Annotated in this window: 26 protein-coding genes; 14 read left to right on the forward strand and 12 right to left on the reverse strand. The window is 58.2% G+C overall.

The genetic code is table 11. The features are described from left to right. Positions 1–86: 86 nt before the first annotated feature. From ACFVTJ_RS15470 to sppA, 3 genes are all read right to left on the reverse strand, one after another. Positions 87–428 carry a LapA family protein gene (locus tag ACFVTJ_RS15470; protein WP_386908796.1) on the reverse strand — a complete coding sequence of 114 codons (342 nt, stop codon included), beginning with the start codon at positions 426–428 and terminating at the stop codon, positions 87–89. 66 nt (positions 429–494) lie between these two features. Then, a complete protein-coding gene (locus ACFVTJ_RS15475; protein WP_386909224.1) occupies positions 495–821 on the reverse strand; it encodes an integration host factor subunit beta in 327 nt (108 codons plus the stop codon). 2 nt (positions 822–823) lie between these two features. Continuing rightward, entirely contained in the window at positions 824–1,777 is a 954-nt protein-coding gene (gene sppA / locus ACFVTJ_RS15480; protein WP_386909226.1) for a signal peptide peptidase SppA, read from the reverse strand. A 234-nt stretch (positions 1,778–2,011) separates the two neighbouring features. On the opposite strand from sppA, the gene lptC reads away from it, so the two are divergent. From lptC to ptsN, 6 genes are all read left to right on the forward strand, one after another. Further along, the gene (gene lptC, locus ACFVTJ_RS15485; RefSeq protein ID WP_386908798.1) at positions 2,012–2,668 is read left to right on the forward strand and encodes an LPS export ABC transporter periplasmic protein LptC; all 657 of its coding nucleotides are present in this window, start codon (positions 2,012–2,014) and stop codon (positions 2,666–2,668) included. A 22-nt stretch (positions 2,669–2,690) separates the two neighbouring features. Continuing rightward, on the forward strand, positions 2,691–3,254 hold the full coding sequence (locus ACFVTJ_RS15490) for an LptA/OstA family protein (RefSeq protein WP_386908800.1): 564 nt from the start codon (positions 2,691–2,693) through the stop codon (positions 3,252–3,254). A 9-nt stretch (positions 3,255–3,263) separates the two neighbouring features. Beyond that, positions 3,264–4,073: an LPS export ABC transporter ATP-binding protein gene (gene lptB / locus ACFVTJ_RS15495; protein WP_386908802.1), complete on the forward strand. Its 810-nt coding sequence runs from the start codon at positions 3,264–3,266 to the stop codon at positions 4,071–4,073. A gap of 153 nt (positions 4,074–4,226) precedes the next feature. After that, positions 4,227–5,777, forward strand: coding sequence for an RNA polymerase factor sigma-54 (gene rpoN / locus ACFVTJ_RS15500; protein ID WP_386908804.1), 1,551 nt, complete (start codon positions 4,227–4,229; stop codon positions 5,775–5,777). Between the two features lie 234 nt (positions 5,778–6,011). Next, a complete protein-coding gene (hpf, locus tag ACFVTJ_RS15505; protein WP_059759321.1) occupies positions 6,012–6,584 on the forward strand; it encodes a ribosome hibernation-promoting factor, HPF/YfiA family in 573 nt (190 codons plus the stop codon). Between the two features lie 83 nt (positions 6,585–6,667). Further along, entirely contained in the window at positions 6,668–7,129 is a 462-nt protein-coding gene (gene ptsN, locus ACFVTJ_RS15510; protein ID WP_006310177.1) for a PTS IIA-like nitrogen regulatory protein PtsN, read from the forward strand. Positions 7,130–7,210: 81 nt separating this feature from the next. Here ptsN and grpE read toward each other — a convergent pair whose 3' ends face one another. Both grpE and hrcA read right to left on the reverse strand, forming a co-directional pair. Beyond that, positions 7,211–7,846 carry a nucleotide exchange factor GrpE gene (gene grpE, locus ACFVTJ_RS15515; RefSeq protein ID WP_386908806.1) on the reverse strand — a complete coding sequence of 212 codons (636 nt, stop codon included), beginning with the start codon at positions 7,844–7,846 and terminating at the stop codon, positions 7,211–7,213. A 114-nt stretch (positions 7,847–7,960) separates the two neighbouring features. Continuing rightward, a complete protein-coding gene (gene hrcA, locus ACFVTJ_RS15520; protein WP_386908808.1) occupies positions 7,961–9,052 on the reverse strand; it encodes a heat-inducible transcriptional repressor HrcA in 1,092 nt (363 codons plus the stop codon). A 135-nt stretch (positions 9,053–9,187) separates the two neighbouring features. Here hrcA and rph point away from each other — a divergent pair, with 135 nt between their 5' ends. Genes rph through hemW form a run of 3 tightly spaced genes read left to right on the forward strand, consistent with a single transcriptional unit; the run spans position 9,188 to position 11,771 of the window. Then, positions 9,188–9,904, forward strand: coding sequence for a ribonuclease PH (rph, locus tag ACFVTJ_RS15525; RefSeq protein ID WP_003503798.1), 717 nt, complete (start codon positions 9,188–9,190; stop codon positions 9,902–9,904). Positions 9,905–9,921: 17 nt separating this feature from the next. Then, positions 9,922–10,566, forward strand: coding sequence for an RdgB/HAM1 family non-canonical purine NTP pyrophosphatase (gene rdgB, locus ACFVTJ_RS15530; RefSeq protein WP_386908811.1), 645 nt, complete (start codon positions 9,922–9,924; stop codon positions 10,564–10,566). A 5-nt stretch (positions 10,567–10,571) separates the two neighbouring features. Beyond that, positions 10,572–11,771 carry a radical SAM family heme chaperone HemW gene (gene hemW, locus ACFVTJ_RS15535; protein ID WP_386909228.1) on the forward strand — a complete coding sequence of 400 codons (1,200 nt, stop codon included), beginning with the start codon at positions 10,572–10,574 and terminating at the stop codon, positions 11,769–11,771. Positions 11,772–11,842: 71 nt separating this feature from the next. On the opposite strand, the gene dnaA is transcribed toward hemW, so the two are convergent. The 4 genes from dnaA to mutM all read right to left on the reverse strand — a co-directional run bounded on the left by dnaA (position 11,843) and on the right by mutM (position 16,340). Beyond that, complete coding sequence (dnaA, locus tag ACFVTJ_RS15540) at positions 11,843–13,306, reverse strand: chromosomal replication initiator protein DnaA (RefSeq protein WP_244634892.1); 1,464 nt, start codon at positions 13,304–13,306, stop codon at positions 11,843–11,845. Between the two features lie 869 nt (positions 13,307–14,175). After that, entirely contained in the window at positions 14,176–14,442 is a 267-nt protein-coding gene (rpsT, locus tag ACFVTJ_RS15545; protein WP_006310170.1) for a 30S ribosomal protein S20, read from the reverse strand. Positions 14,443–14,637: 195 nt separating this feature from the next. Continuing rightward, the gene (locus ACFVTJ_RS15550; RefSeq protein ID WP_386909229.1) at positions 14,638–15,411 is read right to left on the reverse strand and encodes an enoyl-CoA hydratase; all 774 of its coding nucleotides are present in this window, start codon (positions 15,409–15,411) and stop codon (positions 14,638–14,640) included. A 32-nt stretch (positions 15,412–15,443) separates the two neighbouring features. Further along, entirely contained in the window at positions 15,444–16,340 is an 897-nt protein-coding gene (mutM, locus tag ACFVTJ_RS15555) for a bifunctional DNA-formamidopyrimidine glycosylase/DNA-(apurinic or apyrimidinic site) lyase (RefSeq protein WP_386908814.1), read from the reverse strand. Between the two features lie 143 nt (positions 16,341–16,483). On the opposite strand from mutM, the gene ubiE reads away from it, so the two are divergent. From ubiE to ACFVTJ_RS15570, 3 genes are all read left to right on the forward strand, one after another. Beyond that, positions 16,484–17,260: a bifunctional demethylmenaquinone methyltransferase/2-methoxy-6-polyprenyl-1,4-benzoquinol methylase UbiE gene (ubiE, locus tag ACFVTJ_RS15560; RefSeq protein WP_386908816.1), complete on the forward strand. Its 777-nt coding sequence runs from the start codon at positions 16,484–16,486 to the stop codon at positions 17,258–17,260. Between the two features lie 36 nt (positions 17,261–17,296). Further along, positions 17,297–18,871 (forward strand): 2-polyprenylphenol 6-hydroxylase, encoded by a 1,575-nt coding sequence (gene ubiB / locus ACFVTJ_RS15565; protein WP_386908818.1) that lies wholly within the window; start codon positions 17,297–17,299, stop codon positions 18,869–18,871. Between the two features lie 167 nt (positions 18,872–19,038). Further along, a complete protein-coding gene (locus ACFVTJ_RS15570) occupies positions 19,039–19,953 on the forward strand; it encodes a sterol desaturase family protein (RefSeq protein WP_386908820.1) in 915 nt (304 codons plus the stop codon). Between the two features lie 8 nt (positions 19,954–19,961). Here ACFVTJ_RS15570 and ACFVTJ_RS15575 read toward each other — a convergent pair whose 3' ends face one another. The 3 genes from ACFVTJ_RS15575 to ACFVTJ_RS15585 form a co-directional block, all read right to left on the reverse strand. Further along, positions 19,962–20,336: an MmcQ/YjbR family DNA-binding protein gene (locus ACFVTJ_RS15575; protein ID WP_386908822.1), complete on the reverse strand. Its 375-nt coding sequence runs from the start codon at positions 20,334–20,336 to the stop codon at positions 19,962–19,964. Next, positions 20,333–21,538: a bifunctional phosphopantothenoylcysteine decarboxylase/phosphopantothenate--cysteine ligase CoaBC gene (gene coaBC / locus ACFVTJ_RS15580; protein WP_386908824.1), complete on the reverse strand. Its 1,206-nt coding sequence runs from the start codon at positions 21,536–21,538 to the stop codon at positions 20,333–20,335. Before coaBC ends, ACFVTJ_RS15575 begins: the two co-directional genes overlap by 4 nt. A 70-nt stretch (positions 21,539–21,608) precedes the next feature. Then, positions 21,609–23,192 carry a peptide chain release factor 3 gene (locus ACFVTJ_RS15585; protein WP_386908826.1) on the reverse strand — a complete coding sequence of 528 codons (1,584 nt, stop codon included), beginning with the start codon at positions 23,190–23,192 and terminating at the stop codon, positions 21,609–21,611. Positions 23,193–23,281: 89 nt separating this feature from the next. On the opposite strand from ACFVTJ_RS15585, the gene dut reads away from it, so the two are divergent. Beyond that, positions 23,282–23,752: a dUTP diphosphatase gene (gene dut, locus ACFVTJ_RS15590; RefSeq protein ID WP_386908828.1), complete on the forward strand. Its 471-nt coding sequence runs from the start codon at positions 23,282–23,284 to the stop codon at positions 23,750–23,752. 77 nt (positions 23,753–23,829) lie between these two features. Beyond that, entirely contained in the window at positions 23,830–24,447 is a 618-nt protein-coding gene (locus ACFVTJ_RS15595; RefSeq protein WP_386908830.1) for a LysE family translocator, read from the forward strand. Positions 24,448–24,532 lie beyond the last annotated feature (85 nt).

Raw genomic sequence — 24,532 nt, forward strand, 5'->3', positions numbered from 1 at the left:
CTTTCCGCTTCTGCCCGCGTCTTATTGCGCCAGCAAATAGCATTCCGAACGCCGCTCGACTAGAGCCGGAGCGACGGTCGGCACCATCACTTTGCCGGGAGTTGTCCCGCATGCGGCAGCTGCCCGGTTGCGGCCGCCTTCTGGCGGTTCGCCTCATCGTGCCAGCGAACGGCTTCCTTGGCTTCGATACGAGCGCGTTTGCGATGTTTGCCCTGAGCGAACCATGTGGCCGCCGAACCCAGGAGAACGCCAAAAATAACCGCCAGAAAGAGGAAAACGAAAAACGGCGCGGAAAAAGATAGAACACCATCTTCCGGTCGGAATGGATTGAGCGCCAGGGTCACGGACTGACGATTGGCCACGCACAGGATGACGAGGATGATCGCCAGCGGAAGCAGGATGATGAGGTTGATGATTTTTTTCGACATCCGACAATACTCCATCGCTGCAGACATTCCGCCGGCTTCTTTTCAGTCGCCAGGCGTCAAGAACGATCAATCGTCCTCTTCGTCACCCATACCGGGGTTAAGGCGCTCGCGCAGTTCCTTGCCCGTCTTGAAGAAGGGCACCCATTTTTCCTCGACGAAAACCGACTCACCCGTACGCGGGTTCCGGCCCGAGCGGGATGGACGATTCTTCACCGAAAACGCGCCGAAGCCGCGAAGCTCGACACGATTTCCACCCGCCAGGGCATCGGTGATTTCATCCAGCACCGCATTGACGATGTTTTCCACATCGCGGTGATAAAGGTGCGGGTTACGCGCAGCAACGATCTGCACCAGTTCAGACTTGATCACGGTTGCCCCCTGAAAGCATTGGATTTTTAACGTGGCCCAACCTGCCAAACGGAAACAAGACCGTCAAGAAACAACTTGTCCGCACCGAGCTGGCCGGGGCCCGCGAAGGGAATTAAATCGTCATATCCCAGAAACTTCGCTATTTGCGCAACACTGAAAAGCGCAAAAGGCGAACGGGACGACGGCGCGCGCCATTCGACGATCGGCAAATCCTTGGCCACACCACGGGTTTCGAAATAGGCGCGAACTTCCTTTTCTCCGCCGAGCGTGTCGACCAGCTTGTTGGCAAGCGCCTGCCGACCGGTGAAGATCGACCCGTCAGCCAGCTTCAGCACATCCTCGCGCGGCAATTTGCGACGATCGGCGACGAGATCAACGAACCAGCCATAGCTGTCCATCACCATGGCACGGATCATCGTTTTTGCCTCTTCGGGCGCCTCGTGGAAAGGCGAAGGCTCCGCCTTAATCGGTGAAGACTTGATTTCCTGCAGCGAGACGCCGAGCTTGTCCATTAACTGGCCAATCTGGGGATATTGAAAAATCACCCCGATCGAACCGGTGATCGAGGTTTCACCGGCAATGATGACGTCGCCGGCCGACGCGATCATATAGCCGGCGGAAGCGGCGAGCGTGCGGACATCGGAGACCACCGGCTTCTTTTCGGCAACGCCTCTGATGGCCTTGAAGATACGCTCCCCGCCATAGGTGGTGCCGCCTGGCGATGAAATCGAAACGATCAGCCCTTTGACATTGTCGCTCTTGGCAATCCTGTCGAGCCGCTCGAGAAGTTCGGTATTGTCGGTGATCAGACCAGAGACTTCGATGCGGGCGATATGGGGTCTCGCGCTCTGCTGCGGGCCTTCCCAGAAAAACCGGTAAAGACCGAAAGCGCCGATAACGAGCAGGAGAACGGCGGCAACCCGCCAGAAAGTCAGCTTGCGGCGCAAACGCCTGCGGTCAGCTATCGCCATATTATCCATAGGAACCTCTGTCATCCGCTTTTGCGCTTCAGGCCATATGGTTCTTCTAACGCGAAGCCGCAAGGAAACAATAAGGAAACCAGAATTACGATAAAATTCGTATTTCCCTTGCACCTCTCCAGACAAAAACCATATTGGCAGGACAAAGCACTCGTGCGAAACACATTTAGATAGAGACACAAGCTTCGATTGCGCGCCAGAATGGCGCCAGGGAAGCATTCCGGACCCACTCTTATGCTCGAACGACTCCGCGAACCCGCGCCAGCATTTTCGCTGCCCAATGACCAGAACGGTGCCTATGACACCGCACTGCGACATTCCGCGCGTGTAAAGCGGCTGAAAATCATCCTGCCGCTCAGCGCGGCCGTCATTTCGCTCGCCTTCATTGCGGTTTCGGTTATCCGCACCTGGGCGCCCGAGAACGTTTCGCTCGAAAGCGCGCGGATAGAAGACGGCAAGATCGTGATGGAAAAGCCCGCCGTCGCGGGCCGCAACGAAAAGGGTATAGATTATTCCATGAACGCAGACCGTGCGTTGCAGGATATCGCCAGCCCCAACCTGATGACACTCGAAAAGGTGCTGGCCGCCGTGCCAGTGAATGATAGCGTCGCGCAGGTCATCGCCCAGGAAGGCATTTTCGACCGCGCCACCAACACGCTGAAGATGACCGCCCCTTTTGACATCAATCTCAGCAATGGCATACAAGCGAAGTTCCAGTCTGCGGATGTCGATCTGAAGGCCGGGAAAATGAGCAGCAAAGAGCCGGTCTCGATCAAAACAAACGAGGGCGCCATTGTTGCGCAATCGATTGACATCGCAGATAATGGCAAGACAATTACGTTTTCGGGGCAGGTACGGGCACGTATCGCTGCATCCAATATCAAGAATTAAGGCAAGTGAGAGCCCGGTCCAGATGATGCAAATTTCCCGCCCCGTTTCCCTTGGCAAAACCGCAGGCCTCGCAGCCGCAGGTCTTGTTTTGTCGTGTCTTGCGACTGTGGCTTCCGCCCAGAACACCACCAGCAACATGCAGGGCGTCAAGCTCTCCGGCGACCAGCCGATCGCAATCGAAAGCGATCAGCTCGAAGTCAGGGATCAGGAGCGCAAGGCCTATTTCACTGGAAATGTGAAAGTCGTGCAGGGAACGACCACGCTCCAGGCAGGCAAGATGACCGTCAATTACAAGGGTCAGGGCTCTTCGCTGACGAGTGGCGATGCCAAAATCGACAAGATCTTCGTGGACAACAATGTCTATCTGACCTCCGAGACCCAGAAGGCGACGGCCGATCACGGCGAATTCGACATGGCGGCGCAGACATTCATTCTCACTGGCAAGCAGGTGGTGCTGTCCGAGGGCACGAATGTCTTTACCGGCTGCAAGCTCACCGTTCTCATGAATACAGGGCAGGCAAAGCTTGAAAGCTGCGGTGGCCCAGTGCGGATTATGCTTGATCCGAAATCCCAGAAAAAACAGTAGTCTTTCCTCGTGAAGATACCTTCGATCTCAAAAATTCTCGGCGGCGGGCGCAACCGTTCCGCAGATGCCGCTTCGCCGGCCGACAAGACCCCTTACCAGGGCACCTTGATCGCGCATGGCCTGACGAAGACCTATAATACCCGTCGTGTCGTTAACGGCGTTTCACTGGTCGTGCGTCGTGGAGAGGCCGTTGGGCTGCTTGGCCCGAACGGTGCAGGCAAGACCACGTGCTTTTACATGATCACCGGCCTGGTGCCCGTCGATACCGGTAAGATCGCCATCAACGGCAATGATGTCACCAGCATGCCGATGTATCGGCGCGCCCGTCTGGGCGTCGGCTATCTGCCGCAGGAAGCCTCGATTTTCCGCGGCCTGACGGTCGAGGAAAACATCCGCGCCGTGCTAGAAGTGCATGAACCGGACGCGGCCAAGCGCAATCGCAAGCTCGATGAGCTCCTGGAAGAGTTTCATATTGCGCAATTGCGCAAATCGCCTGCCGTGGCGCTTTCGGGCGGTGAGCGGCGACGTCTGGAAATCGCACGCGCTCTTGCGACCGACCCGACCTTCATGCTGCTGGATGAACCTTTCGCGGGCGTCGATCCGATTTCGGTCAGCGACATCCAGAATCTGGTCAGGCATCTGACGGCACGCGGCATCGGCGTTCTCGTTACCGACCATAATGTCCGTGAAACGCTGGGTCTCATCGACCGCGCCTATATCATCCATGCTGGCGAGGTGCTGACGCATGGGCGTCCCGACGATATCGTTAACAATCCGGACGTGCGCCGTCTCTATCTCGGCAATAATTTCAGCCTTTGAGCTATTGGGCGCGAAAGATTCTTCATCGCGCCCTGCCCTGACGCTTGACCAAACAAAATAAAAAAGCAATTTTTGGGCCAAGTTCCGTCGTCTCAGTGAATTTTCTGGAAAATCAGGCGAAGGAGAAGCTGTAAAGGGAGTTTCGCGTCCGCCATGGCATTGTCTGCCAGCCTTTTGCTGCGTCAAAACCAGTCTCTCGTGATGACACCGCAACTGATGCAGTCCATCCAGCTGCTTCAGATGACGCATTTCGAGCTGACGCAGTTCATCGCGCAGGAGGTGGAGCGCAATCCGCTGCTGGAAATTGCGGCAAACGATGGCGATTTGAGCAGCGACGGACCTGTAGACGCAGAAAGTTTTGGCGACGCCGATAACGAAAGTTCGGAGAGATCCGCCACGGTGACGTCAGACAGTGACGACTGGTATGGCGACCGTGCCGCAAATCTTGGCGAGCAGCTGGATACCAGCTTCGAAAACGTCTTTCCCGATGATGCCGAGCCCCGAAAAGCCGACGCGCCCGAGCTGGCCGGCCAATGGAAATCCATGCCCGGCCAGGAGTCGGGAGAAAGTTACGACCTCGACGATTTCGTCGCGGCCAGACAGAGCCTCAGCGACCATCTCAATCAGCAATTACCGCTCGCCATATCAGCCGCTGAGGACCGGATGATCGCCGATGCGCTGATCGGCCAGCTCGATGAAACCGGCTATATTGCGGCGGATGCTGTCGATGATGTCGCCGAACGGTTGGGCGCCGCCCCATCGGCAGTCGAGCACGTCCTGAAGACACTTCAGGGCTTCGACCCACCGGGCATATTTTCCCGCTCTCTGAGCGAATGTCTGGCGATCCAGCTTGCCCAGAAAGATCGGCTCGACCCGGCCATGCGTGCCTTCATCGATAATCTGGAGCTTCTGGCGAAACGCGACTTCACTTCCTTAAAAAAACTCTGCGGCGTGGATGAGGAAGACCTCCTCGACATGCTGGCGGAAATCCGCACGCTCAACCCTCGCCCGGGTGCAGGCTACGACTCGATGGTATCTGAGACCATCGTTCCAGACATTATCGTCCGCTCCTCCTCAGCCGGTGGCTGGCTGGTGGAGATCAATCCCGAGACCCTGCCGCGCGTACTCATCAACCAAAGCTACTTCGCCGAGGTTTCAAAACATAAGACGCGCGCGGGAGAAGATCAGGATTTCCTGTCCGAATGCATGCAGACGGCTCACTGGCTGACCCGCAGCCTCGACCAGCGCGCCCGTACTATCATGAAGGTTGCGACCGAGATCGTGCGCCAGCAGGATGCCTTCCTCGTCAATGGCGTGGATCATCTGCGCCCGCTGAACCTGAAGACGGTGGCCGACGCCATCAAGATGCATGAATCCACTGTCAGCCGGGTGACGTCCAAAAAATACATGTTGACGCCGCGCGGTCTGTTCGAGCTCAAATATTTCTTCAGCGTTTCAATCAGCGCCGTGGAGGGCGGAGACAGCCATTCGGCCGAAGCGGTGCGTCATCGCATCAAGGCCATGATAGCCCAGGAGGCGGCAGAGGCTGTCCTTTCCGATGACGATATCGTCGATAATCTGAAAAAGAACGGCATCGATATCGCCCGCCGCACGGTCGCGAAATATCGCGAGGCGATGAACATTCCCTCTTCCGTGCAAAGGCGTCGGGAAAAGAAGGCGATGGCCAAGCTTTCCGCCTTTTAAGCAATGAGGCCAATCACGTTTATGGCGGTTTTTTGCCGCACCATTGACTCTTGTCACGGCAAGGGCTAGAAGCCCGCCGCACACGTAAGCAAGGTTATTTGTAACGGTTTCACCTCCACCGTCCACGGGCGTAAAATTCGAATGAGGGCTTTTTAAGGTCTTCGAAACGCTTGGATGCGCGCGCGGCTTGACGTAAGCTGGTACTCGCAAATCACTACAAAAAGGAAAATTTCCATGAGTGTGCGTGTATCTGGTAAACATATGGAGATCGGCGAATCTTTCCGTCAGCGGATTGAGGACAATATAGGTCTGGCAGTTACCAAATACTTCGATGGGGGGTATTCAGGCCAGGTGACCGTGGAGAAGTCCGGATCGCGTTTTGCTGCCGACTGCAAGCTGCATCTCGATACGGGTATTGTATTGCATGCGGCCGGTCAGGCAAACGATCCGCAAGCCAGCTTCGACGCCGCTGCCGAGCGTATTGAGAAGCGCCTGCGTCGCTACAAGCGCAAGCTGAAGGACCATCACAATGGTGCGAATGGCGTATCGCAGGAAATCGCCTATACGGTGATGGATGCTATTCCCGATGAGGACCACGAGGTTCCTGAGGATTACGCACCCACCATTGTGGCGGAAAGTTCGAAACAGATTAAGACCATGTCTGTCGCCAGCGCCGTGATGGCGCTCGACATGACCGACGAACCGGTTCTGCTGTTCCGCAGCCCGGGCAAGGAATATCTCAACATCGTTTACCGGCGTCATGATGGCAATATTGGCTGGATCGACGCGGAAACGATCAAGAGCTGAACAGTCTGACAAGACGTGGGAGGCAGAGCGCGCAAGTGCAGTCTGCCTCCTGCATCGTCTCGATGGCATGAAGGAAAAAGAGAATGGCGTTGGCAGATTTGCTGCAACAAGATGCGATTATTCCCGCCCTCAAGGTGAATTCCAAAAAGCAGTTGCTTCAGGAGCTGGCCGCAAAGGCAGCCAGAATTACCGGAGTCTCGGAACGGGAAGTTTTCGACGTCATCCTCCAGCGTGAGAAACTTGGCTCCACCGGTGTGGGCCATGGCATTGCCATTCCGCACGGCAAGCTGAACAGCATTCACCAGATCACCGGGGTTTTCGCGCGTCTTGAAACGCCGGTCGATTTCGAAGCGCTGGACGACCAGCCGGTCGATTTGGTGTTCCTGCTGCTTGCGCCCGAGGGCGCCGGCGCGGATCATCTGAAGGCGCTATCGCGTATTGCGCGGGCGCTGCGCGACCCGGAACTGGTGACCAAGCTGCGTGCCACGGATTCCGACACCGCAATCTACGCCTTCCTCAATCAAGAACAGGCGACGGCTGCCTGAGCGCAGCTCGATCCTTTCCGTTATACGGCAATAAAAAACGCGCCCTGAAGGCGCGTTTTTTATGACGTACGGACAAATGCCTTACGCGTCTTTTTCATTGAGAGACGAGGTGCCCGGTTCGGCAGACGCGGCGGTCTCCACCTTCGGGCCGCCCTTGGCGACACCGACCATGGCGGGGCGCAGCACGCGGTCGCCAATGGTGAAACCGGCCTGAATTACCTGCAGCACGGTATTGTTTGGAACCGCCGTATTCGGAATTTCGAACATGGCCTGATGGAAATTCGGGTCGAACTTCTGGCCCTCGGCATCGATCTTCTTGACACCGTGGCGTTCCAGCGTCGACAGCATCGAACGTTCCGTCATCTCGACTCCTTCGATCAGGCCATTGAGACCGGCTTCGCCATTGGTCTTGAGTTCATCCGGAATTGCTTCCAGCGCGCGGCGAAGATTATCCGAAACGGCAAGCATGTCGCGTGCAAAGGCAGCCAGCGAATAGGCCTTGGCGTCCTTGACATCACGCTCGGTGCGGCGGCGAAGATTGTCCATCTCGGCGGCAAGGCGCAGAAATTTATCGCGCAGATCGGCGTTCTCAGCCTTGAGCAGCTCCACCGGATCGGGCTCTGCCGTTTCGGCCTGTTCTTCACCTGCCTGAGCAAGATCGACAAACTCTTCCGCGACGTCCGCGTCAGGTCCGGGCTTTTTTGTATCGTCGGTCATGACGTTCTCCAGATTAGAATATTGTTGGTTGCGCCCGATATCGAGCTTTGACGGGCAAAAATCAAGGCTTGCGGCGAAAAGCTTGCCGCATTCTCTGACCTTTGCCAGCTTGTCCTACCTTTGCTTGCGGGAAAGGCGCGCCATGATCTGCGCGGTATAATCCACCATCGGCACGATACGCGCATAATTCAGCCTGGTCGGGCCGATAACGCCGACTGCACCCACTACCCGGTTGTCTTCATCGCGATAGGGCGCGACGATCAGGGAGGAACCGGAGAGCGAAAACAGCTTGTTCTCCGAGCCGATGAAAATCCGGACCCCCGAACCGCTTTCCGCAAGGTTGAGAATTTCGATGAGGTTTTCCTTGCGCTCCAGATCGTCGAACAGCAGGCGCACCCGGTCGATATCTTCTTCACCGGCGAGACCCTCAAGCAGGTTGGAGCGTCCGCGCACGATAAGGCGGCCGAGTTTGCCCTCCTCACTGTCGCCTGCCCACATGGCGAGACCCCGCTCCACGAGGTCCTGCGCCAGCATACCGAGCTCCGATTGCAGTTCCGCCCGTTGCGTCTGGAACTGGCCGCGCAGTTCCTGCAAGGTCTGGCCGGACAGGTGGGCGTTGATAAAATTCGCTGCCTCGGTCAATTGCGACGAGGAAATGCCCGCCGGCAGCTCGATGATGCGGTTTTCGACCTGATTGTGGTCGCCCACCAGCACGGCGAGCGCTTTGGTGGGCTCCAGCCTTATGAATTCCACATGTTTGAGGATGACATCATTCTTGGCGGTCAGCACCAGACCGGCGCCGCGCGACATGCCTGAGAGCATGCGGCTTGCTTCCGTCAGCAGCCCTTCCAGTGACTGCTCGTGACCCGCGACCGGCCCAATCTGGCGGTCGATATTGGCCCTCTCCTCCGCTGGCAGGTCACCCACCTGCATAAAGGCGTCAACGAAGAAGCGCAGCCCCGTCTGCGTGGGTAGACGCCCGGCGCTAATATGCGGAGAATAGATGAGGCCGAGCTCCTCGAGATCGCTCATGACGTTGCGGACCGAGGCGGGCGAAAGCGACATCGGCAACAGCCGCGACAGGCTGCGCGAGCCGAGCGGCTCACCCGTATCGAGATAGCCTTCGACGATGCGCCGGAAAATTTCCCGAGACCGTTCATCCAGCAACGATGCCTGATCTTTTGATAGCGGTGCGGAAAAACCCATTTCGTCCGTTCTTTGTCGTTCAAACCAGCTCGCATCAATATAATGCGTTGCAACGCTGCGGCAAAATGGAAATTGGCTTTGCAAAAGCCCAGAGCGCGCCTTAGAAGGCAGGAACCAACATGGAGAGTGGATCATATGCGGCCTTCAGGCAGAAAAACCGACCAGATGCGCAAGGTTTCCTTCGAGCGCAATTTCTCGAAGCATGCCGAGGGCTCCTGTCTCGTGAAGTTTGGCGACACGCATGTGCTCGTTACCGCCAGTCTTGAAGAAAAGACCCCACCGTGGCTGCGCAACAGCGGCAAGGGCTGGGTCACCGCCGAATACGGCATGCTACCGCGTTCCACCCATGAACGCATGAAGCGCGAGGCTGCCTCCGGCAAGCAGGGCGGACGCACACAGGAAATCCAGCGCCTCATCGGCCGTTCGCTGCGCGCGGTCGTTGATCTGCAGGCACTTGGCGAGCGCCAGATCAGCATCGACTGCGATGTCATTCAGGCCGATGGCGGTACCCGCACCGCCTCCATCACCGGCGCATGGATTGCCCTGCATGATTGCCTGAAATGGATGGAAACCCGCAACATGATCAAGGTCGAGAAGGTTCTGAAGGACCACATCGCCGCGATCTCCTGTGGCATCTTCGCCAACCAGCCGGTAATCGATCTCGATTATCTCGAAGATTCCTCGGCCGAGACGGATGCCAACTTTGTCATCACGGGCTCGGGCGGCATCGTCGAGGTTCAGGGAACGGCCGAAGGCGCGCCCTTCTCCGAAGAAGAATTTCTGACGCTGCTCGGTCTTGCCAAGGCCGGCTGCAGCGAACTGGTTGCCCTTCAAAAACAGGCGATCGCCTGAGCCGACAGGAAAGTACCATGCGCAAGCTCGATACCAGAACGATCGTCGTCGCCAGCCACAACAAGGGCAAGATCGCCGAAATCGCCGATCTGATCGGGCCTTTCGGTTTTTCCGCCAAATCCGCGGCGGAACTGAACTTCTCAGAACCAGATGAGACGGGCACCACCTTCGAGGAAAATGCCGCTATCAAGGCGCTTGCTTCCGCGAAGGCATCCGGTCTGCCCGCCTTGTCCGACGATTCCGGCCTTGTCATCGACGCGCTTGACGGTGCCCCCGGCGTCTACACCGCCAATTGGGCTGAGACGGCCGATGGGACCCGCGATTTCGCCATGGCGATGCAGAAAGTTGAGGATGCGCTGGCCGAGCGAGGAGCTTCGAAGCCGGAAGATCGCACCGGCCGTTTTGTCAGCGTGCTGTGTCTCGCCTGGCCGGACGGGCATGTCGAATATTTCCGGGGTGAGGTTGAGGGCACCGTCGTGTGGCCACCCCGCGGCACCAGCGGGTTTGGTTATGATCCGATCTTCCAACCCGAGGGTTACGACACCACATTCGGTGAGATGACAGCGGAAGAGAAACACGGCTGGAAACGTGGCGACACCTTTGCGCTATCGCACCGCGCCCGCGCCTTTAAAAAATTCGTAGAAACCTGCCTGGAGGCATGAACCCGATGGTCGGGGAGCATCAACTTTCTGCCCCCGGCGCATCGCTTCTGCCGGATACGGGCGATCCCGGTTTCGGGATCTATCTGCACTGGCCCTTTTGCGCGGCCAAATGCCCCTATTGCGACTTCAACAGCCATGTCCGCCACCGCCCGGTGGATCAGGAACGGTTTACGGCTGCCTTCCTGCGGGAAATGGACCATATGCGGTCGCTGAGCGGCCCGCGCGTCGTCACCAGCATTTTCATGGGCGGTGGCACGCCATCACTGATGGACCCGCAAACGGTTGGCGCGTTGCTGGATGGCGTTGCGCGCTTCTGGCATGTGCCTGATGGTATAGAGATCACCATGGAGGCCAATCCCTCCAGCGTCGAGGCCGAACGGTTTCGCGGTTATCGCGCGGCGGGTGTCAATCGTGTCTCTCTCGGCGTGCAGGCGCTCAACGACCGCGACCTGAAATTTCTTGGCCGCCTGCATGATGTTGCCGATGCCCTGAAGGCCATCCGGCTGGCGCGGGAGATTTTTCCGCGCATGTCATTCGACCTCATCTATGCCAGGCCGAACCAGACGGTGGCGGAATGGGATGCCGAGCTGAAGGAGGCCGTCTCCTATGCCGTCGACCATCTGTCGCTCTATCAGCTGACGATCGAGGAAGGCACGCCCTTTTATGGCCTGCACAAGGCGGGCAAGCTCATCGTGCCCGACGGCGAGCATTCGGCCGTTCTTTATGAGGCAACGCAGGAAATCACCGAACGTTATGGCATGCCTGCCTACGAGGTTTCCAATCATGCGCGGCCCGGCGCCGAGAGTCGCCATAACCTCACTTACTGGCGCTATGGCGACTATGCCGGCATTGGCCCCGGCGCGCATGGACGCCTGACGCGTGGCGCCTCCAAGCTCGCCACTGCCACGGAGCGGCACCCCGAGACCTGGCTCGAAAGCGTCGAGCGCGAAGGCCATGGCATGGTCGATCAAGAGTTGCTCGGCGTCGACGAGCAGGCCGACGAATTGCTGCTGATGGGGCTTCGCCTGCGCGAGGGCATCGACCTCGCCCGCTGGAGCGATCTTTCCGGCCGCGACCTCGACCCGGAAAAAGAAGAGTTCCTTTTGCAGCACGGTTTCGTGGAAAGGCTTGGCAATTCCCGCCTGCGCTGCACACCATCAGGCATGCTTATTCTGGATGCCGTCGTAGCCGATCTCGCCTGCTGACATCGGTAGCGTCCTGCATAAAGCCATAGACAAGACGACAATAAAAAAGCGGCCCGAAGGCCGCTTCTTTTTTATGCGTTGTTTTCGTTGATCAGGCGCTTCAGCAACTCGACCTCATGGCCGAGCTTGGTATCGCCGGAAATCAGCTCCTCGATCTTGCGCACCGCGTGCAGAACCGTGGTGTGATCGCGACCACCGAACCGGCGGCCAATCTCCGGGAAAGACCGCGGCGTCAGCATCTTGGCGAGATACATGGCGATCTGGCGCGGTTTGACGATGACGCGGGTACGACGGTTGGATACCAGCTCCTGCCGTGACACATTATAATGCTTGGCAACGATGCGCTGAATGTCCTCGATACGCACACGCTTGGCTTCACCCGTCCCCACAAGATGCGACAGCAACTCATCGACACGATCGACCGAAAGGTTCGGCTCGAAAGAGCGGCGGAACATCAGCTGGTTGAAGGCGCCTTCCAGCTCGCGACCGCTTGCCGTCACGCTTTTTGCCACATGGGTCAGAATTTCGTCCGAAATCTCGAACGACGGATCGTCCTGACGGGCCGAACCGAGACGGCGGTTCAGCATTTCGTAGCGCATATCGTAATCGGGACCTTCAATCTCGATCGCCATACCGCCCTGAAGACGGGAACGGACACGCGGGTCGAGCGATTCCAACTCCCATGGCGCACGGTCAGCCGCCACCACGACCTGCTTGGCGCTATCCAGCAGCATGTTCAGCAGGTGGCAGAATTCGTGCTGGATCATCTTACCCTGCAGGAACTGCATGTCGTCGATCACGAGCAGGTCGATATTGCGAAGCGTGTCCTTCAGCGTCAGCGCATCATTGTCGCGGATCGCGGTCGCGAAACGCCACATGAAATATTCGGCCGTCAGATAGACCACGCGCGGATTGCGCGGGCTGTCGATCGCCGCATTGGCGATGGCCTGCAGAAGATGCGTCTTGCCGAGGCCAACACCCGCGTGAATGAACAGCGGATTGAAGCGCACGGCGCCGGCACCGGCTTCCGCGATTGTCTTTGCCGCCGCAAGTGCGACGCGGTTGGACGAGCCTTCGACAAAGGTATCGAAGGTAAAACGTGTATCGAGCGGCGAACCGAACAGCGGCCCGGAACCACCCTGGCGCAATGTCGCCTGCGCCGCAGCAGGCTGTGCCGCAGGCGCCGTCGCGGGCTGCGACGGAATAAAGGACTTGTTACGCGGAGCCGCACCGACCTCCTGAGCGGGCTGTGCCCGTTCTTCAGTCTGCGCCGGGCGAACCGGACGGCTGGCCGAGCGGACAAGAATCTCCACCTTCAGCACATCCGGATCCTCGCTCTGGACGAGGTTGGTGATCAGATCCATGTAACGGTTGTTGATCCAGGACTTCAGAAAGGTCGTCGGAACGGTAAAGCGAACGACGCTTTTCGAAACGGTATGGAGTTTGAGCCGTGCGAACCAGCTTGCATAGACTTCGGGACCAACCTGTGCCTTGAGCCGTGCGCTAAAACGTTCAAACAGCGCATCATGCATCATTGCCGATTTATCCCCTGCCGCATCTGAGCAAGCTGCATCACATGCCTTTGGTGCGCGGTCCCCATCAGCCACCGCACCCATCGCCAAATTCAATTGCATATTGCCGCCTTTCAAATTGCCAATCATAGCCTGACGATCAAATATCGACCGCCAGGGATCCCCCTCGTTTATTTTTGCCCCCAACGTTCCCCTCGAAAGAACGATAAAGGCGATTACCCGTTTGCGAGCCGGTTATCCCATTTCACTCCCCTTCATGGAGAGACCTGCGACACGCTAAAAACGCTCCTTTCGTCACAACCTTAAGGCGCATTCTTGAAGACAAAAAGCCCCCGCCCGTTCCGAGACCGAAACGGCACAAAAAGCTCAATGACCTGAAAAAACGGACCCCGAAAGAACCGCCAGCAAGAAGGTGAATATCGTCGATATGTTCATCGAGATAATCTGTGGACTGAGATCCGCACCCCTTGTTGAAATGCATTTAGGCAGGATCGGGGGGAGAGATCAATGGCGTTTTTTCTGCAAAAACGTAGATCGGCCATTGACTCACAATGACCGTTTTGCATCACCGACGGGGCGCGAAGCAGAATCGCTTATGAATCAATGAGATTCAATTTTGGCAATTTTTGAGAGCCGATTTTACCAAAAAAATAAAAATCTTCTTGACTCAAAAACCGCCGCGACTTCCGTAGAGAAAGCCTCCCATTTTCCAGGAGACCTCCTGCAAGTATTTGTTTTTGCTTTAATTTTCCTGTCGTCCATCTGACATGCGTTTGTCACGTTACGGCAGCAATGGTTAACGGGCAGTTAGAATCACAAAAAGCCCGGTCAAAAGACCAGGCTTTTTGAATAGTTATTTGTGATTAGCCGGATTAGGCGGAAAGTGCCTTAACGCGCTGGGCAAGACGCGACACCTTGCGGGATGCCGTGTTGCCATGCAGAACGCCGCGGGTCGCTGCGCGCTGGATTTCAGGCTGGGCTGCCTTCAGAGCTTCGGTGGCAACTGCCAGATCACCGGTAGCGATTGCTTCCTCGACCTTGCGGATGAAGCCGCGAACGCGCGAACGGCGAGCCTTGTTGACTGCGGTACGGCGAGCGATCTTGCGGGTCGCCTTTTTCGCCGAAGTTGTATTGGCCATGTATGCCTCTCTTCGAATTCAAACCAAATTCCGCAACCATAGGATCGGGTCGTTCGAAGACCTCAGGTAACCCAAGAATGCGGGAGTAATTTCGGACAAGCCGGATGGCTTTCCTTAACCGTGGGCGGGCATATACCGCTAAAGCGTACGCCCGTCAACGCGCAAAACGCCTAAAAGCGCCGATATTCCGAATCCTTAGCGATTCCGGAAAGCGGGTTTGCGCTTTTCCACGAAGGCCGCCATGCCCTCCTTCTGATCCGCTGTCGCAAAGAGCGATTGGAAGGCACGCCGTTCATATCTCAGACCCTCGGCGAGTGGCACCTCGAAGGAGCGGTTGACGCTTTCCTTGGCCATCAGCACGGAAGCGCGCGACAGCGAGGCGATGCGGGTCGCGGCCTCGACGGCAACGTCCATGAGATCCGCAGCCGGCACGATACGCGACACGAGGCCGGCGCGCTCGGCCTCCGCCGCATCCATCATGCGGCCGGTCAGCACCAGGTCCATGGCCTTCGCCTTGCCCACTGCCCGCGTCAGCCGCTGCGAGCCGCCCATGCCGGGAATGACGCCGAGGGTGATTTCCGGCTGGCCGAACTTCGCCGTGTCCGATGCGATGATGAAATCGCACATCATCGCCAGTTCACAGCCACCGCCGAGCGCAAAACCGGAAACGGCGGCGATGACAGGTTTGCGGGTGGCAGCGACCTCATCCCAGCCGCCGAGGAAATCGCCGACATAGGCGTCAACGAAATCCAGCCCCTGCATTTCCTTGATGTCGGCGCCTGCCGCAAATGCCTTTTCCGAGCCGGTGATAATAATCGCGCCGATGGAATCATCTACGGAGAACGAAGATAAAATGTGCCGCAGTTCTTTCAGAAGCACCGAATTGAGGGCGTTGAGCGCCTTGGGGCGGTTGAGCGTGATGACACCCACCTCATCGCGTTTCTCGACCAATATCGTTTCATAGTCCACTGCAATCTCCCCTTCTCCGTAGTCCAACATTGTTACTTCTGGCAGGCGGCACAATAGAATGTGGAACGGCCAGCCTGCACAATCCTTTCGACCGTACCCCCGCAGCCGGGTGTCCGGCAAGGCTGGCCGGCCTGATCGTAGACCGAAAAGGAGTGCTGGAAATATCCGAGCGTTCCGTCCGTCTGTATATGATCTCGCAAGGAGGAGCCGCCGGCGGCAATCGCGTCGGCAATCACGTCGCGGATTTTCTCCGTTAGATCGATGAGCTGCGCTTTGGGCTTGCCGCCTTTCGTCACCAGCGTTCCCGCTGCCCGCAGAGGCGAAAGATGCGCGCGCCACAAGGCCTCGCAGACATATATATTGCCGAGACCGGCGATGACCTTTTGATCCAGCAGCGTACTTTTAAGAGGCTGGCTTTTGCCCTCAAACCGGCTTGCCAGATAATCGGCGCTCAGCGCATTTCCTGTCGGCTCCGGGCCAAGCTCTGCGAATGCAGGGTAAAGATCGAGCTTGTTGCGTTCCACCAGATGCATGAAGCCGAAGCGGCGCGGATCATTATAGATGACGCAGACGCGCTCCTCTCCCTTTTCCAGATGAAAGACCACATGGTCATGCTTGCCGTCTTTCGAGCGGGCATAATGAAACGTGCCGGGCGCTTCACCGCCCTCACCTTTTTCCGGCTCGATGCGGAACGAGCCGGACATGCCGAGGTGGGACACGATCGTCAGCCCGCCCTCAAGCTCGATAAGGAGATATTTCGCCCTGCGTCCAAGCGAGATGATCGTCTTTCCCTCAATAAGCTGCGCGAAATCCTCTGGAAACGGAAACCGCAGATCGGGGCGGCCGAGATGGAGCTTGCGGACCTTTGCGCCTTCCATGGTTGGCGCGAGGCCACGTCTGACGGTTTCGACTTCTGGCAATTCTGGCATCTGGCTTATCCGGCAGTTTATCGTTAGGACCATGTGGTCTATACAATGCACGCGAAATGTCGCGCCCAGGCGATGCGGCAACAGATAGCGTTGCCATGGCGTTTCCGCTATGGTCCGCCACGCAATAAATATGGAGACAGATGATGACCGACGCCCGTACGACCGCAGAAGGTGGCATGGAAACGTCCTATGGCTTTCACAAGGTGGATGAAGGCAAGAAGCAGGGGCTGGTCAACGAAGTCTTCCACAAGGTGGCCAAGCGCTACGACATCATGAATGACGTGATGTCGGCCGGCCTGCACCGGCTGTGGAAGGACGCCATGGTCTCCTCGCTTTCGCCGCGCAAGGATCCTTCCTACAAGATCCTGGACGTCGCGGGCGGCACCGGCGATATCGCCTTCCGCATCATCGAAGCCTCCAATCGTCTGGCGCATGCCACCGTTCTCGATATCAACGGCTCGATGCTGGCCGTGGGCGAGGAGCGCGCCGCGAAAAAGAAGCTTTCCGACAATCTGACCTTCGTTGAGGCCAATGCCGAGGAACTGCCCTTTGAGGCAAACAGTTTCGATGCCTATACGATCGCATTCGGCATTCGCAACGTGCCACGCATCGATGTGGCGCTGAAGGAGGCCCACCGCGTGCTGAAACGTGGCGGACGGCTGCTGGTGCTGGAATTTTCCGAAGTCGAAATGCCGCTGCTCGACCGCGTTTATGACGCATGGTCGTTCAACGCCATTCCGCAATTCGGCAAGATGATCACCGGCGACGCCGAACCCTACCAATATCTGGTCGAGTCGATCCGCAAATTCCCCAATCAGGAGGATTTTGCGACGATGATCCGTACCGCCGGCTTCTCCCGCGTGACCTATACCAATTACACCGGCGGCATCGCCGCCCTGCATTCCGGCTGGAAGCTTTAAAACCATGCCCGCCAGACGCAGGAGACAAGCATAAGCATGAGTACTTTGGGCGCATATTTCCGCCTCGCAAGGGTTGGCTGGGTTCTCGTGCGCGAAGGCGTCGTGCTGGCCCTGCCGTCCGATGACCTGCCCGCCCCCGCGCAATTATTGAAAGCCCTGCTGAAGCCCTTCGCCCGCAGCAAGGCGAAACGGGCGCAACGCAGCGACCGACTGGCCGTGGCTGTCGAGCGGCTCGGGCCTTCCTATGTCAAGATGGGCCAGTTTCTGGCCACCCGGCCGGATGTGGTGGGCGCCGATTTCGCCGACGATCTTGCAAGCCTTCAGGACCGCATGGCCTTTTTCCCAGCGGCTGCGGCGAAAGCCAATATCGAGGGTTCACTCGGACGGTCGGTTTCGGAGCTCTACAGGGAATTCGGCGATCCGATCGCCGCCGCGTCCATCGCGCAGGTGCATCCGGCCATGGTCGATACACCGAAGGGGCCGCGCAAGGTGGCCGTCAAGGTCATTCGTCCAGGTGTTCGCCAGCGTTTCCAGAACGATCTCGAGGCGATGTATCTGATCGCCGACCTGCAGCAGCGTTTCGTCCGTTCTGCGCGCCGCCTGCGCCCCGTCGAAGTGACGCGCACGCTGGAGCAGACCACCAAGATCGAGATGGATCTGCGGCTTGAGGCAGCGGCGCTATCTGAACTTGCGGAAAACACGAAGAACGATCCGGGTTTCCGGGTTCCGGAAGTCGATTGGGAGCGCACCGGGCGCGACGTCGTCACCATGGAATGGATCGACGGCGTCAAGATGTCGGATATAGAGGGCCTGAAGGCCGCTGGCCACGACCTGAACAAGCTCGCCGACACGCTGATCCAGTCCTTTCTGCGGCACACGCTACGCGACGGTTTTTTCCATGCGGACATGCACCCCGGCAACCTCTTCGTTGATGCGAAGGGCGAGATCGTCGCCGTGGATATGGGCATTGCCGGGCGTCTCGGCAAAAAGGAACGCCGCTTCCTTGCCGAAATCCTCTACGGCTTCATTACCCGCGACTACATGCGGGTGGCGGAGGTGCATTTCGAAGCCGGTTACGTGCCGGGCCATCACGACAAAGCCAGCTTCGCCCAGGCGATCCGCGCCATTGGCGAGCCGATCCATGGCCAGCCGGCCGAGACGATTTCCATGGGCAAGCTGCTCACCCTCCTCTTCGAAGTGACCGAACTTTTTGACATGGAAACGCGGCCGGAACTCGTGATGCTGCAAAAGACCATGGTGGTGGTGGAAGGCGTGTCGCGCATGCTCAATCCGCGCTTCAACATGTGGAAGGCAGCCGATCCGGTCGTCGGCGGCTGGATCCGCGACAATCTCGGCCCAAAACGCATCGCCACCGATCTGAAGGATGGCGTGAAGGCGGCTCTCAAGCTCGCCGAAGCGGTGCCCGAGATTGCCGCCAAGACCGAGAAGCTGCATTCCGAACTGATGTATATGAGCGAGAACGGGCTGCGTTTCGACGCGCAGACGGCGGAAGCCATCGGCAAGGCGGAAGCACGCCACACCAAATGGGGTCGCATTGCGCTTTGGGTCATTGCGCTGACGCTTGTTTACATTGCAATCAGGGTGAGTTGACCCTGCGAAGGTTGGCGCGTGCCATGCTTATGTAATGTATCGGAGCGATAAGAGCCCGATCTTCAAGCGAGACGGGTGATGAATACGGGTAAGGGCTGCTTTGAGGCCTGGGCGCAATTGCGCCAGCACTTGGCAGCCGGGATGATGCCGGACGGGATTAGAGTTTCATGGCAAAAGCGCAGATAATAAAACAGGTCCTCTCCTATTCGTCGTGGCCGCTGGTCTTCATCGGCGGCCTCGTGGGGTCCTATTTCGCTTTCGCTGGCAGCCATCCGATCGCGACCTTTCTGGCTGTTTATGCTGGCGCGGTTCTCACCCTGTTTCTTCTTGAACGTTATATTCCCTATGAAGTCGAATGGCTAGAGGGTGATGGCGAAACCATGACCAGCATCGGCCATACGCTTCTGACCAAGGGTCTCGTGCAGCTCGCTGCCGCCGCAGCGGCCATCTTCCCGATGCTGGCCGCCAATGTGCTGCAGCCGCTCGCGGCTATGCGCTTCGACCTATGGCCCTCTCACCTGCCTGTCATCGTGCAGGTTGCGCTTGCGGTGACGATTGCCGAATTCGGTCTCTACTGGGCCCATCGCATTGCGCATGAAACCGTGTTTTTCTGGCGCTTTCATGCGCTGCATCACAGTGTCGTGCGGCTCTGGGTCGTGAATACCGGCCGGTTTCATGTGGCCGATTCCCTGTTCAAGATCGCACTCAGCCAGATTCCGCTCTATTTCATGGGTGCGCCGCTTCAGGTCTTCTGGTGGCTGGGTGCCGTGACCGCATTCATCGGTATCTTGACCCATTGCAACGTCGATATGAGAACGGGGCTGCTCGATTACGTCTTCAGCACGCCGCGCCTGCACCGCTGGCACCATTCGAAACAACTTCCGGAAGGCAATACCAATTACGGCGAGAACCTCGTCATCTTCGATATTATCTTCGGCTCCTACCATAACCCCGACCGGCCCTCGTCCACCGATATCGGCATCAAGGGTGAGATCGCCAAGGGGTTTGTGCCGCAGCTTCTCCAGCCCTTCACCAAAGAGGGCGTCCGCCAGATCATCGGCAAAGACAAAAAGGTCAATTGAAGCGAAAACTACAGGGCGGGTGCAGGATCGATGACGATGCCGAGCTCGCCCCGCAGTTTTTTCGTCAGGCCGGCTGCGACAAGTTCATAGGAACGGCGCACATAGTGTTCCAGCTCTTCCTGTTCGAGCGGGGAATGGTCGGCAATCGACACCCATTTGCGTTTGGCAAAATAGGGCGCCTGAGCGATGCCTTCGAGCGAGGTGAGGATTTCGAAGCTCTCTTCCGAACATTTCACCACCAGCCGCCAGTCCTCCCGTTCGCCCAGCACGGCAAAGACCTTGTCGCCGACCTTGGCCACATGCGAATCCCATTGATCGACGAAACGCACGCCCGGCCATTTAACGAGTACCCTGTCGAAAGTCTTGCGATCAAAAAGGGTCATGAGAGCTTCTCCGCGATAAGGGCTGCCAGACGTTTTGCGACGTCCGCCTTATCGAGATCCGGCCATGCTTCGAGACCGTCAGCCGAAATGATCTTCACGCTATTGCGGTCGCCGCCCATGATGCCGGTTTCCGCCGATACGTCATTGGCGACGATATAATCCGCGCCCTTGCGTTCCAGCTTCGCGCGGCCGTTTTTCTCCACATCCTGCGTTTCGGCAGCAAAACCAACCACCAGCCTGGGACGCTTTTCATGGTGGCCGACGGTTTTCAGAATATCCGGATTTTCCGTCAGCTGTAGCGAAGGCGGCGCGTCACCTGGCTGTTTTTTGATCTTTTGGTCCGAGGAACCTGTCACCCGCCAGTCCGCGACCGCAGCGACCATAACGGCAATATCCGCCGGGAGCCTTGAGATCACCGCATCGCGCATCTCCTCGGCCCGCTCGACATGGATCGTCGTAACCCCTGCGGGATCGGCGATGGTGACGGGGCCTGAAACCAGCACGACCTCCGCCCCCAGTTCCGCCAGAGCCGCCGCAATGGCATGGCCCTGCTTGCCCGACGAGCGGTTGGCGATATACCGCACCGGATCGATCGGCTCATGTGTCGGCCCTGACGTGACGATCGCCGTTTTGCCTTTGAGTGGCTTTGGCCTGTCATCCAGCAGCGACTCGACGGCTTCCGCGATCTGCAAAGGCTCCGCCATGCGACCAAGACCAGCCTCACCCTTCTCCGCCATCTCACCGGCCATGGGCCCGATGAACAACACGCCATCCTTCTTCAGCATTTCGATGTTGCGCGTCGTTGGCTTTGCTGACCACATTTTTGGATTCATCGCCGGCGCGGCCAGCACCTTGCGATCCGTCGCGAGAAGGATCGTGGAAGCGAGATCGTCGGCCAGACCATGCGCCATCTTCGCCATCAGATCGGCGGTGGCCGGTGCCACCAGCACGAGATCACAATCGCGCGCCAGCCTGATATGGCCGACATCCTGCTCGTCCTGTCTGGAAAAAAGCTCGGTGAAAACATGGGTGGCGGAAAGCGCGCCGACGGCGAGCGGCGTAACGAATTCCTGTGCGCCCTTCGTCATGACCGGCGTGACCTTGGCACCCCGCTCTTTCAGGCGGCGGATGAGATCGAGGCTCTTATAGGCCGCGATGCCGCCGGAGATAATGAGGAGAATATGCTTGCCTGAAAGCGTCATGATGCCGGACCAGTTTCCCATTTCACCGGGAAACTAAGCCCTTGGCATACAAAGTGCAATCACGCCTTTATCAAGCCGCCTTGGCGACGTGATATTCCTTGATCGCGACCATCTTGATCGCCGGAAAACGCTCTGCTTCATAACGCAGCGAGAAAGCGTCCTGCGCCAGAAACACCGGATCGCCATCCAGATCGCGGGCGATATCTCCGCGCTTGACGTTAAGGAACTTGTCCATCTCCGCCGGCTGATCAGATGAAATCCAGCGGCAGACGGAAAAGCGCGACATTTCAAACGAGACCGGCAGGCCATATTCGCCCATCAGCCGTTCTTTCAAAACGTCGAGCTGCAACGCGCCGACAACGCCGACGATAGCCGGCGAGCCGTCTTCCGGCGAGAAGAGCTGCACCACACCCTCTTCCGCCATCTGCTGCAGGGCTTCCTTCAGCTTCTTGGCCTTCATCGCATCTTCCAGCCGCACGCGGCGCAGGATTTCCGGTGAGAAGTTCGGAACGCCCTGGAAGACGAGGTTTTCACCCTCGGTCAGCGTATCGCCGATGCGCAGCGTGCCGTGGTTGGGAATACCCACCACGTCCCCCGCAAAGGCGGTATCCGCCAGCTGGCGTTGTGACGCGAAGAAGAACTGCGGCGCAGTGAGCCCCATCTGCTTGCCGGTGCGCGACAGGCGCGCCTTCATGCCGCGCTCCAGTTTGCCGGAGCAGATGCGTGCGAAGGCGATGCGGTCACGGTGGTTGGGGTCCATATTGGCCTGAATCTTGAAGACGAAGGCCGTCATCTTGTCTTCGGCCGCATGCACGGTGCGGGTATCCGCCACCTGATCGCGCGGCGGCGGTGCGAAATCACCGAGTGCATTTATAAGATCACGCACACCGAAATTGCGCAACGCCGACCCAAAGAACACCGGCGTCATGTGGCCTTCAAGAAACGCCTGACGGTCGAAGGGGCGGCAGGCTTCCAGCGCCAGTTCCGTTTCTTCGACGAAGGCTTGACGTTCATTTTCCGGTAGCCGATCGGCGACCGCCTGCGGACCGTTGACTTTTATGGCCTCCACCTGTGTGTCACCACCGCGAAAGGTGCTGTCGGCGAGATTGTAGGCGCCGCAGAAGGTTTTGGCCCGCCCGACCGGCCACGTGATCGGCGCGGTATCCAGCGCGAGTTTTTCCTCGACCTCATCCAGAATCTCGAAGGCGTCGCGGCTTTCGCGGTCCATCTTGTTGATGAAGGTGATGATCGGAATATCGCGCATGCGGCAGACTTCGAAGAGCTTCAGCGTGCGTGGCTCGATACCCTTGGCGGCGTCGATGACCATGATCGCCGCATCCACGGCCGTCAGCGTGCGGTAGGTATCGTCGGCGAAGTCTTCGTGGCCGGGCGTATCGAGAATGTTGAAAACGCGGTCGTTATATTCGAAGGTCATGACCGAGGTGACGACCGAAATGCCGCGCTCGCGCTCGATCTTCATCCAGTCCGAACGGGTCTGGATGCGATCCTTCTTCGCCTTCACCTCACCGGCAAGCTGGATCGCTCCGCCGAACAGCAGCAGCTTTTCGGTAAGCGTCGTCTTACCCGCGTCCGGGTGCGCGATAATAGCAAAGGTGCGGCGGCGGGAGACCGCCTCGGCAAGTGTTTCGGCCATCTGACAAATCCTGTGAATTGCGGGCTATCTAGCGTTTCAGGCCCGCATTTGCAATTGACCTTGCCGCGATCTGCGCAAACTAATGCCGCATGACCGTTCAAAATGACAATCGCCCCCCTCTCCGCCTCGTCCGCCTCGCCAATGGTGCAGGCCTCGAATTGCCGTCTTACGAAACCGGCGGTGCAGCCGGCATGGACCTGCGCGCTGCGGTGCCTGCGGATCAATCGCTGACGCTCAAACCCGGTGAAAGGGCGCTGGTGCCGACCGGTTTCATCTTCGAAGTTCCGACCGGCTACGAGGCGCAAATACGCCCCCGCTCGGGCCTCGCCATCAAGAACGGCATCACCTGCCTCAATTCTCCCGGCACGGTGGACAGCGATTATCGCGGCGAAGTGAAGGTCATTCTGGCCAATCTGGGGCAGGATGATTTCACCATCGAGCGCGGCATGCGCATTGCGCAGATGGTAATCGCGCCGGTGACGCAGGTTGCCGTGAGTGAAGTGACGGAAACCTCCGAGACGACGCGCGGCACCGGCGGTTTCGGTTCGACCGGGGTCTGACCGGCAACCTGCGTGATCGATTGTTTTTACCTGGCAATTTCGCTATTGATCTGGTGGATTTTCCGGGGAACATCATCATGACGCTGACGACCATTTTTGCCTATGCCACTGCCCTTTTCATCGCCGCGGCCATTCCCGGTCCCGGCATGACGGCGATCGTGGCGCGGGCTCTGGGGTCGGGCTTCCACGAAACCTTCTTCATGGGCCTCGGGCTGATACTGGGCGACATGATCTACCTCACCGCCGTGATACTGGGGTTGGCCTTCGTGGCGCAGACCTTTCAGGAAGCCTTCATGGTGCTGAAATTCGCCGGTGCGGCCTATCTCCTCTACATCGCCTGGAAACTTTGGACCGCCGGCCTTTTGCCGCAGGACCTGAAGGCGAAAAAAAGCACCAGCATGCCGATGTCCTTCCTGTCGGGCCTGCTGATCACGCTCGGCAACCCGAAAACGATGCTGTTTTATGTGGCACTGGTGCCGACGCTGATCGACATCCGCATGATCGGCCCGTCAGAATATGCGACACTGCTCGCACTCACCTTCGTGGTGCTGATGGCCGTTCTTCTGCCTTACATCCTGCTCGCGGCGAAAGCGCGCAACCTTCTGAAACGGCCAAGCGCGCTGACAATTCTCAACCGCACCGCGGCGGGAATTCTGGCAGGAACGGCGACCATGATCGCAATCCGCAGCACCTAAAATAATTTGGTTCAATTGCATGATTTACCGTGAAATTTTTCCGGTAATCCCCCGACATTAGGAAGAACGTTCGCTGGCTTGACAC

The sequence above is a fragment of the Agrobacterium sp. NPDC058088 genome (genome assembly GCF_042885035.1).
In the GTDB taxonomy this organism is placed as follows: domain Bacteria; phylum Pseudomonadota; class Alphaproteobacteria; order Rhizobiales; family Rhizobiaceae; genus Agrobacterium.

Coding starts and splice junctions, on each gene's coding strand:
- mutM (WP_386908814.1), bottom strand. CDS start 16,340: ATGCCAGAATTGCCAGAAGTCGAAACCGTCAGACGTGGCCTCGCGCCA.
- hrcA (WP_386908808.1), bottom strand. CDS start 9,052: ATGGGTTTTTCCGCACCGCTATCAAAAGATCAGGCATCGTTGCTGGAT.
- ubiB (WP_386908818.1), top strand. CDS start 17,297: ATGAGTACTTTGGGCGCATATTTCCGCCTCGCAAGGGTTGGCTGGGTT.
- ACFVTJ_RS15490 (WP_386908800.1), top strand. CDS start 2,691: ATGATGCAAATTTCCCGCCCCGTTTCCCTTGGCAAAACCGCAGGCCTC.
- ubiE (WP_386908816.1), top strand. CDS start 16,484: ATGACCGACGCCCGTACGACCGCAGAAGGTGGCATGGAAACGTCCTAT.
- hpf (WP_059759321.1), top strand. CDS start 6,012: ATGAGTGTGCGTGTATCTGGTAAACATATGGAGATCGGCGAATCTTTC.
- rpoN (WP_386908804.1), top strand. CDS start 4,227: ATGGCATTGTCTGCCAGCCTTTTGCTGCGTCAAAACCAGTCTCTCGTG.
- grpE (WP_386908806.1), bottom strand. CDS start 7,846: ATGACCGACGATACAAAAAAGCCCGGACCTGACGCGGACGTCGCGGAA.
- ACFVTJ_RS15595 (WP_386908830.1), top strand. CDS start 23,830: ATGACGCTGACGACCATTTTTGCCTATGCCACTGCCCTTTTCATCGCC.
- ptsN (WP_006310177.1), top strand. CDS start 6,668: ATGGCGTTGGCAGATTTGCTGCAACAAGATGCGATTATTCCCGCCCTC.
- ACFVTJ_RS15575 (WP_386908822.1), bottom strand. CDS start 20,336: ATGACCCTTTTTGATCGCAAGACTTTCGACAGGGTACTCGTTAAATGG.
- ACFVTJ_RS15570 (WP_386908820.1), top strand. CDS start 19,039: ATGGCAAAAGCGCAGATAATAAAACAGGTCCTCTCCTATTCGTCGTGG.
- ACFVTJ_RS15470 (WP_386908796.1), bottom strand. CDS start 428: ATGTCGAAAAAAATCATCAACCTCATCATCCTGCTTCCGCTGGCGATC.
- dnaA (WP_244634892.1), bottom strand. CDS start 13,306: ATGATGCATGATGCGCTGTTTGAACGTTTTAGCGCACGGCTCAAGGCA.
- sppA (WP_386909226.1), bottom strand. CDS start 1,777: ATGGATAATATGGCGATAGCTGACCGCAGGCGTTTGCGCCGCAAGCTG.
- rph (WP_003503798.1), top strand. CDS start 9,188: ATGCGGCCTTCAGGCAGAAAAACCGACCAGATGCGCAAGGTTTCCTTC.
- rpsT (WP_006310170.1), bottom strand. CDS start 14,442: ATGGCCAATACAACTTCGGCGAAAAAGGCGACCCGCAAGATCGCTCGC.
- dut (WP_386908828.1), top strand. CDS start 23,282: ATGACCGTTCAAAATGACAATCGCCCCCCTCTCCGCCTCGTCCGCCTC.
- ACFVTJ_RS15585 (WP_386908826.1), bottom strand. CDS start 23,192: ATGGCCGAAACACTTGCCGAGGCGGTCTCCCGCCGCCGCACCTTTGCT.
- rdgB (WP_386908811.1), top strand. CDS start 9,922: ATGCGCAAGCTCGATACCAGAACGATCGTCGTCGCCAGCCACAACAAG.
- lptC (WP_386908798.1), top strand. CDS start 2,012: ATGCTCGAACGACTCCGCGAACCCGCGCCAGCATTTTCGCTGCCCAAT.
- coaBC (WP_386908824.1), bottom strand. CDS start 21,538: ATGACGCTTTCAGGCAAGCATATTCTCCTCATTATCTCCGGCGGCATC.
- hemW (WP_386909228.1), top strand. CDS start 10,572: ATGGTCGGGGAGCATCAACTTTCTGCCCCCGGCGCATCGCTTCTGCCG.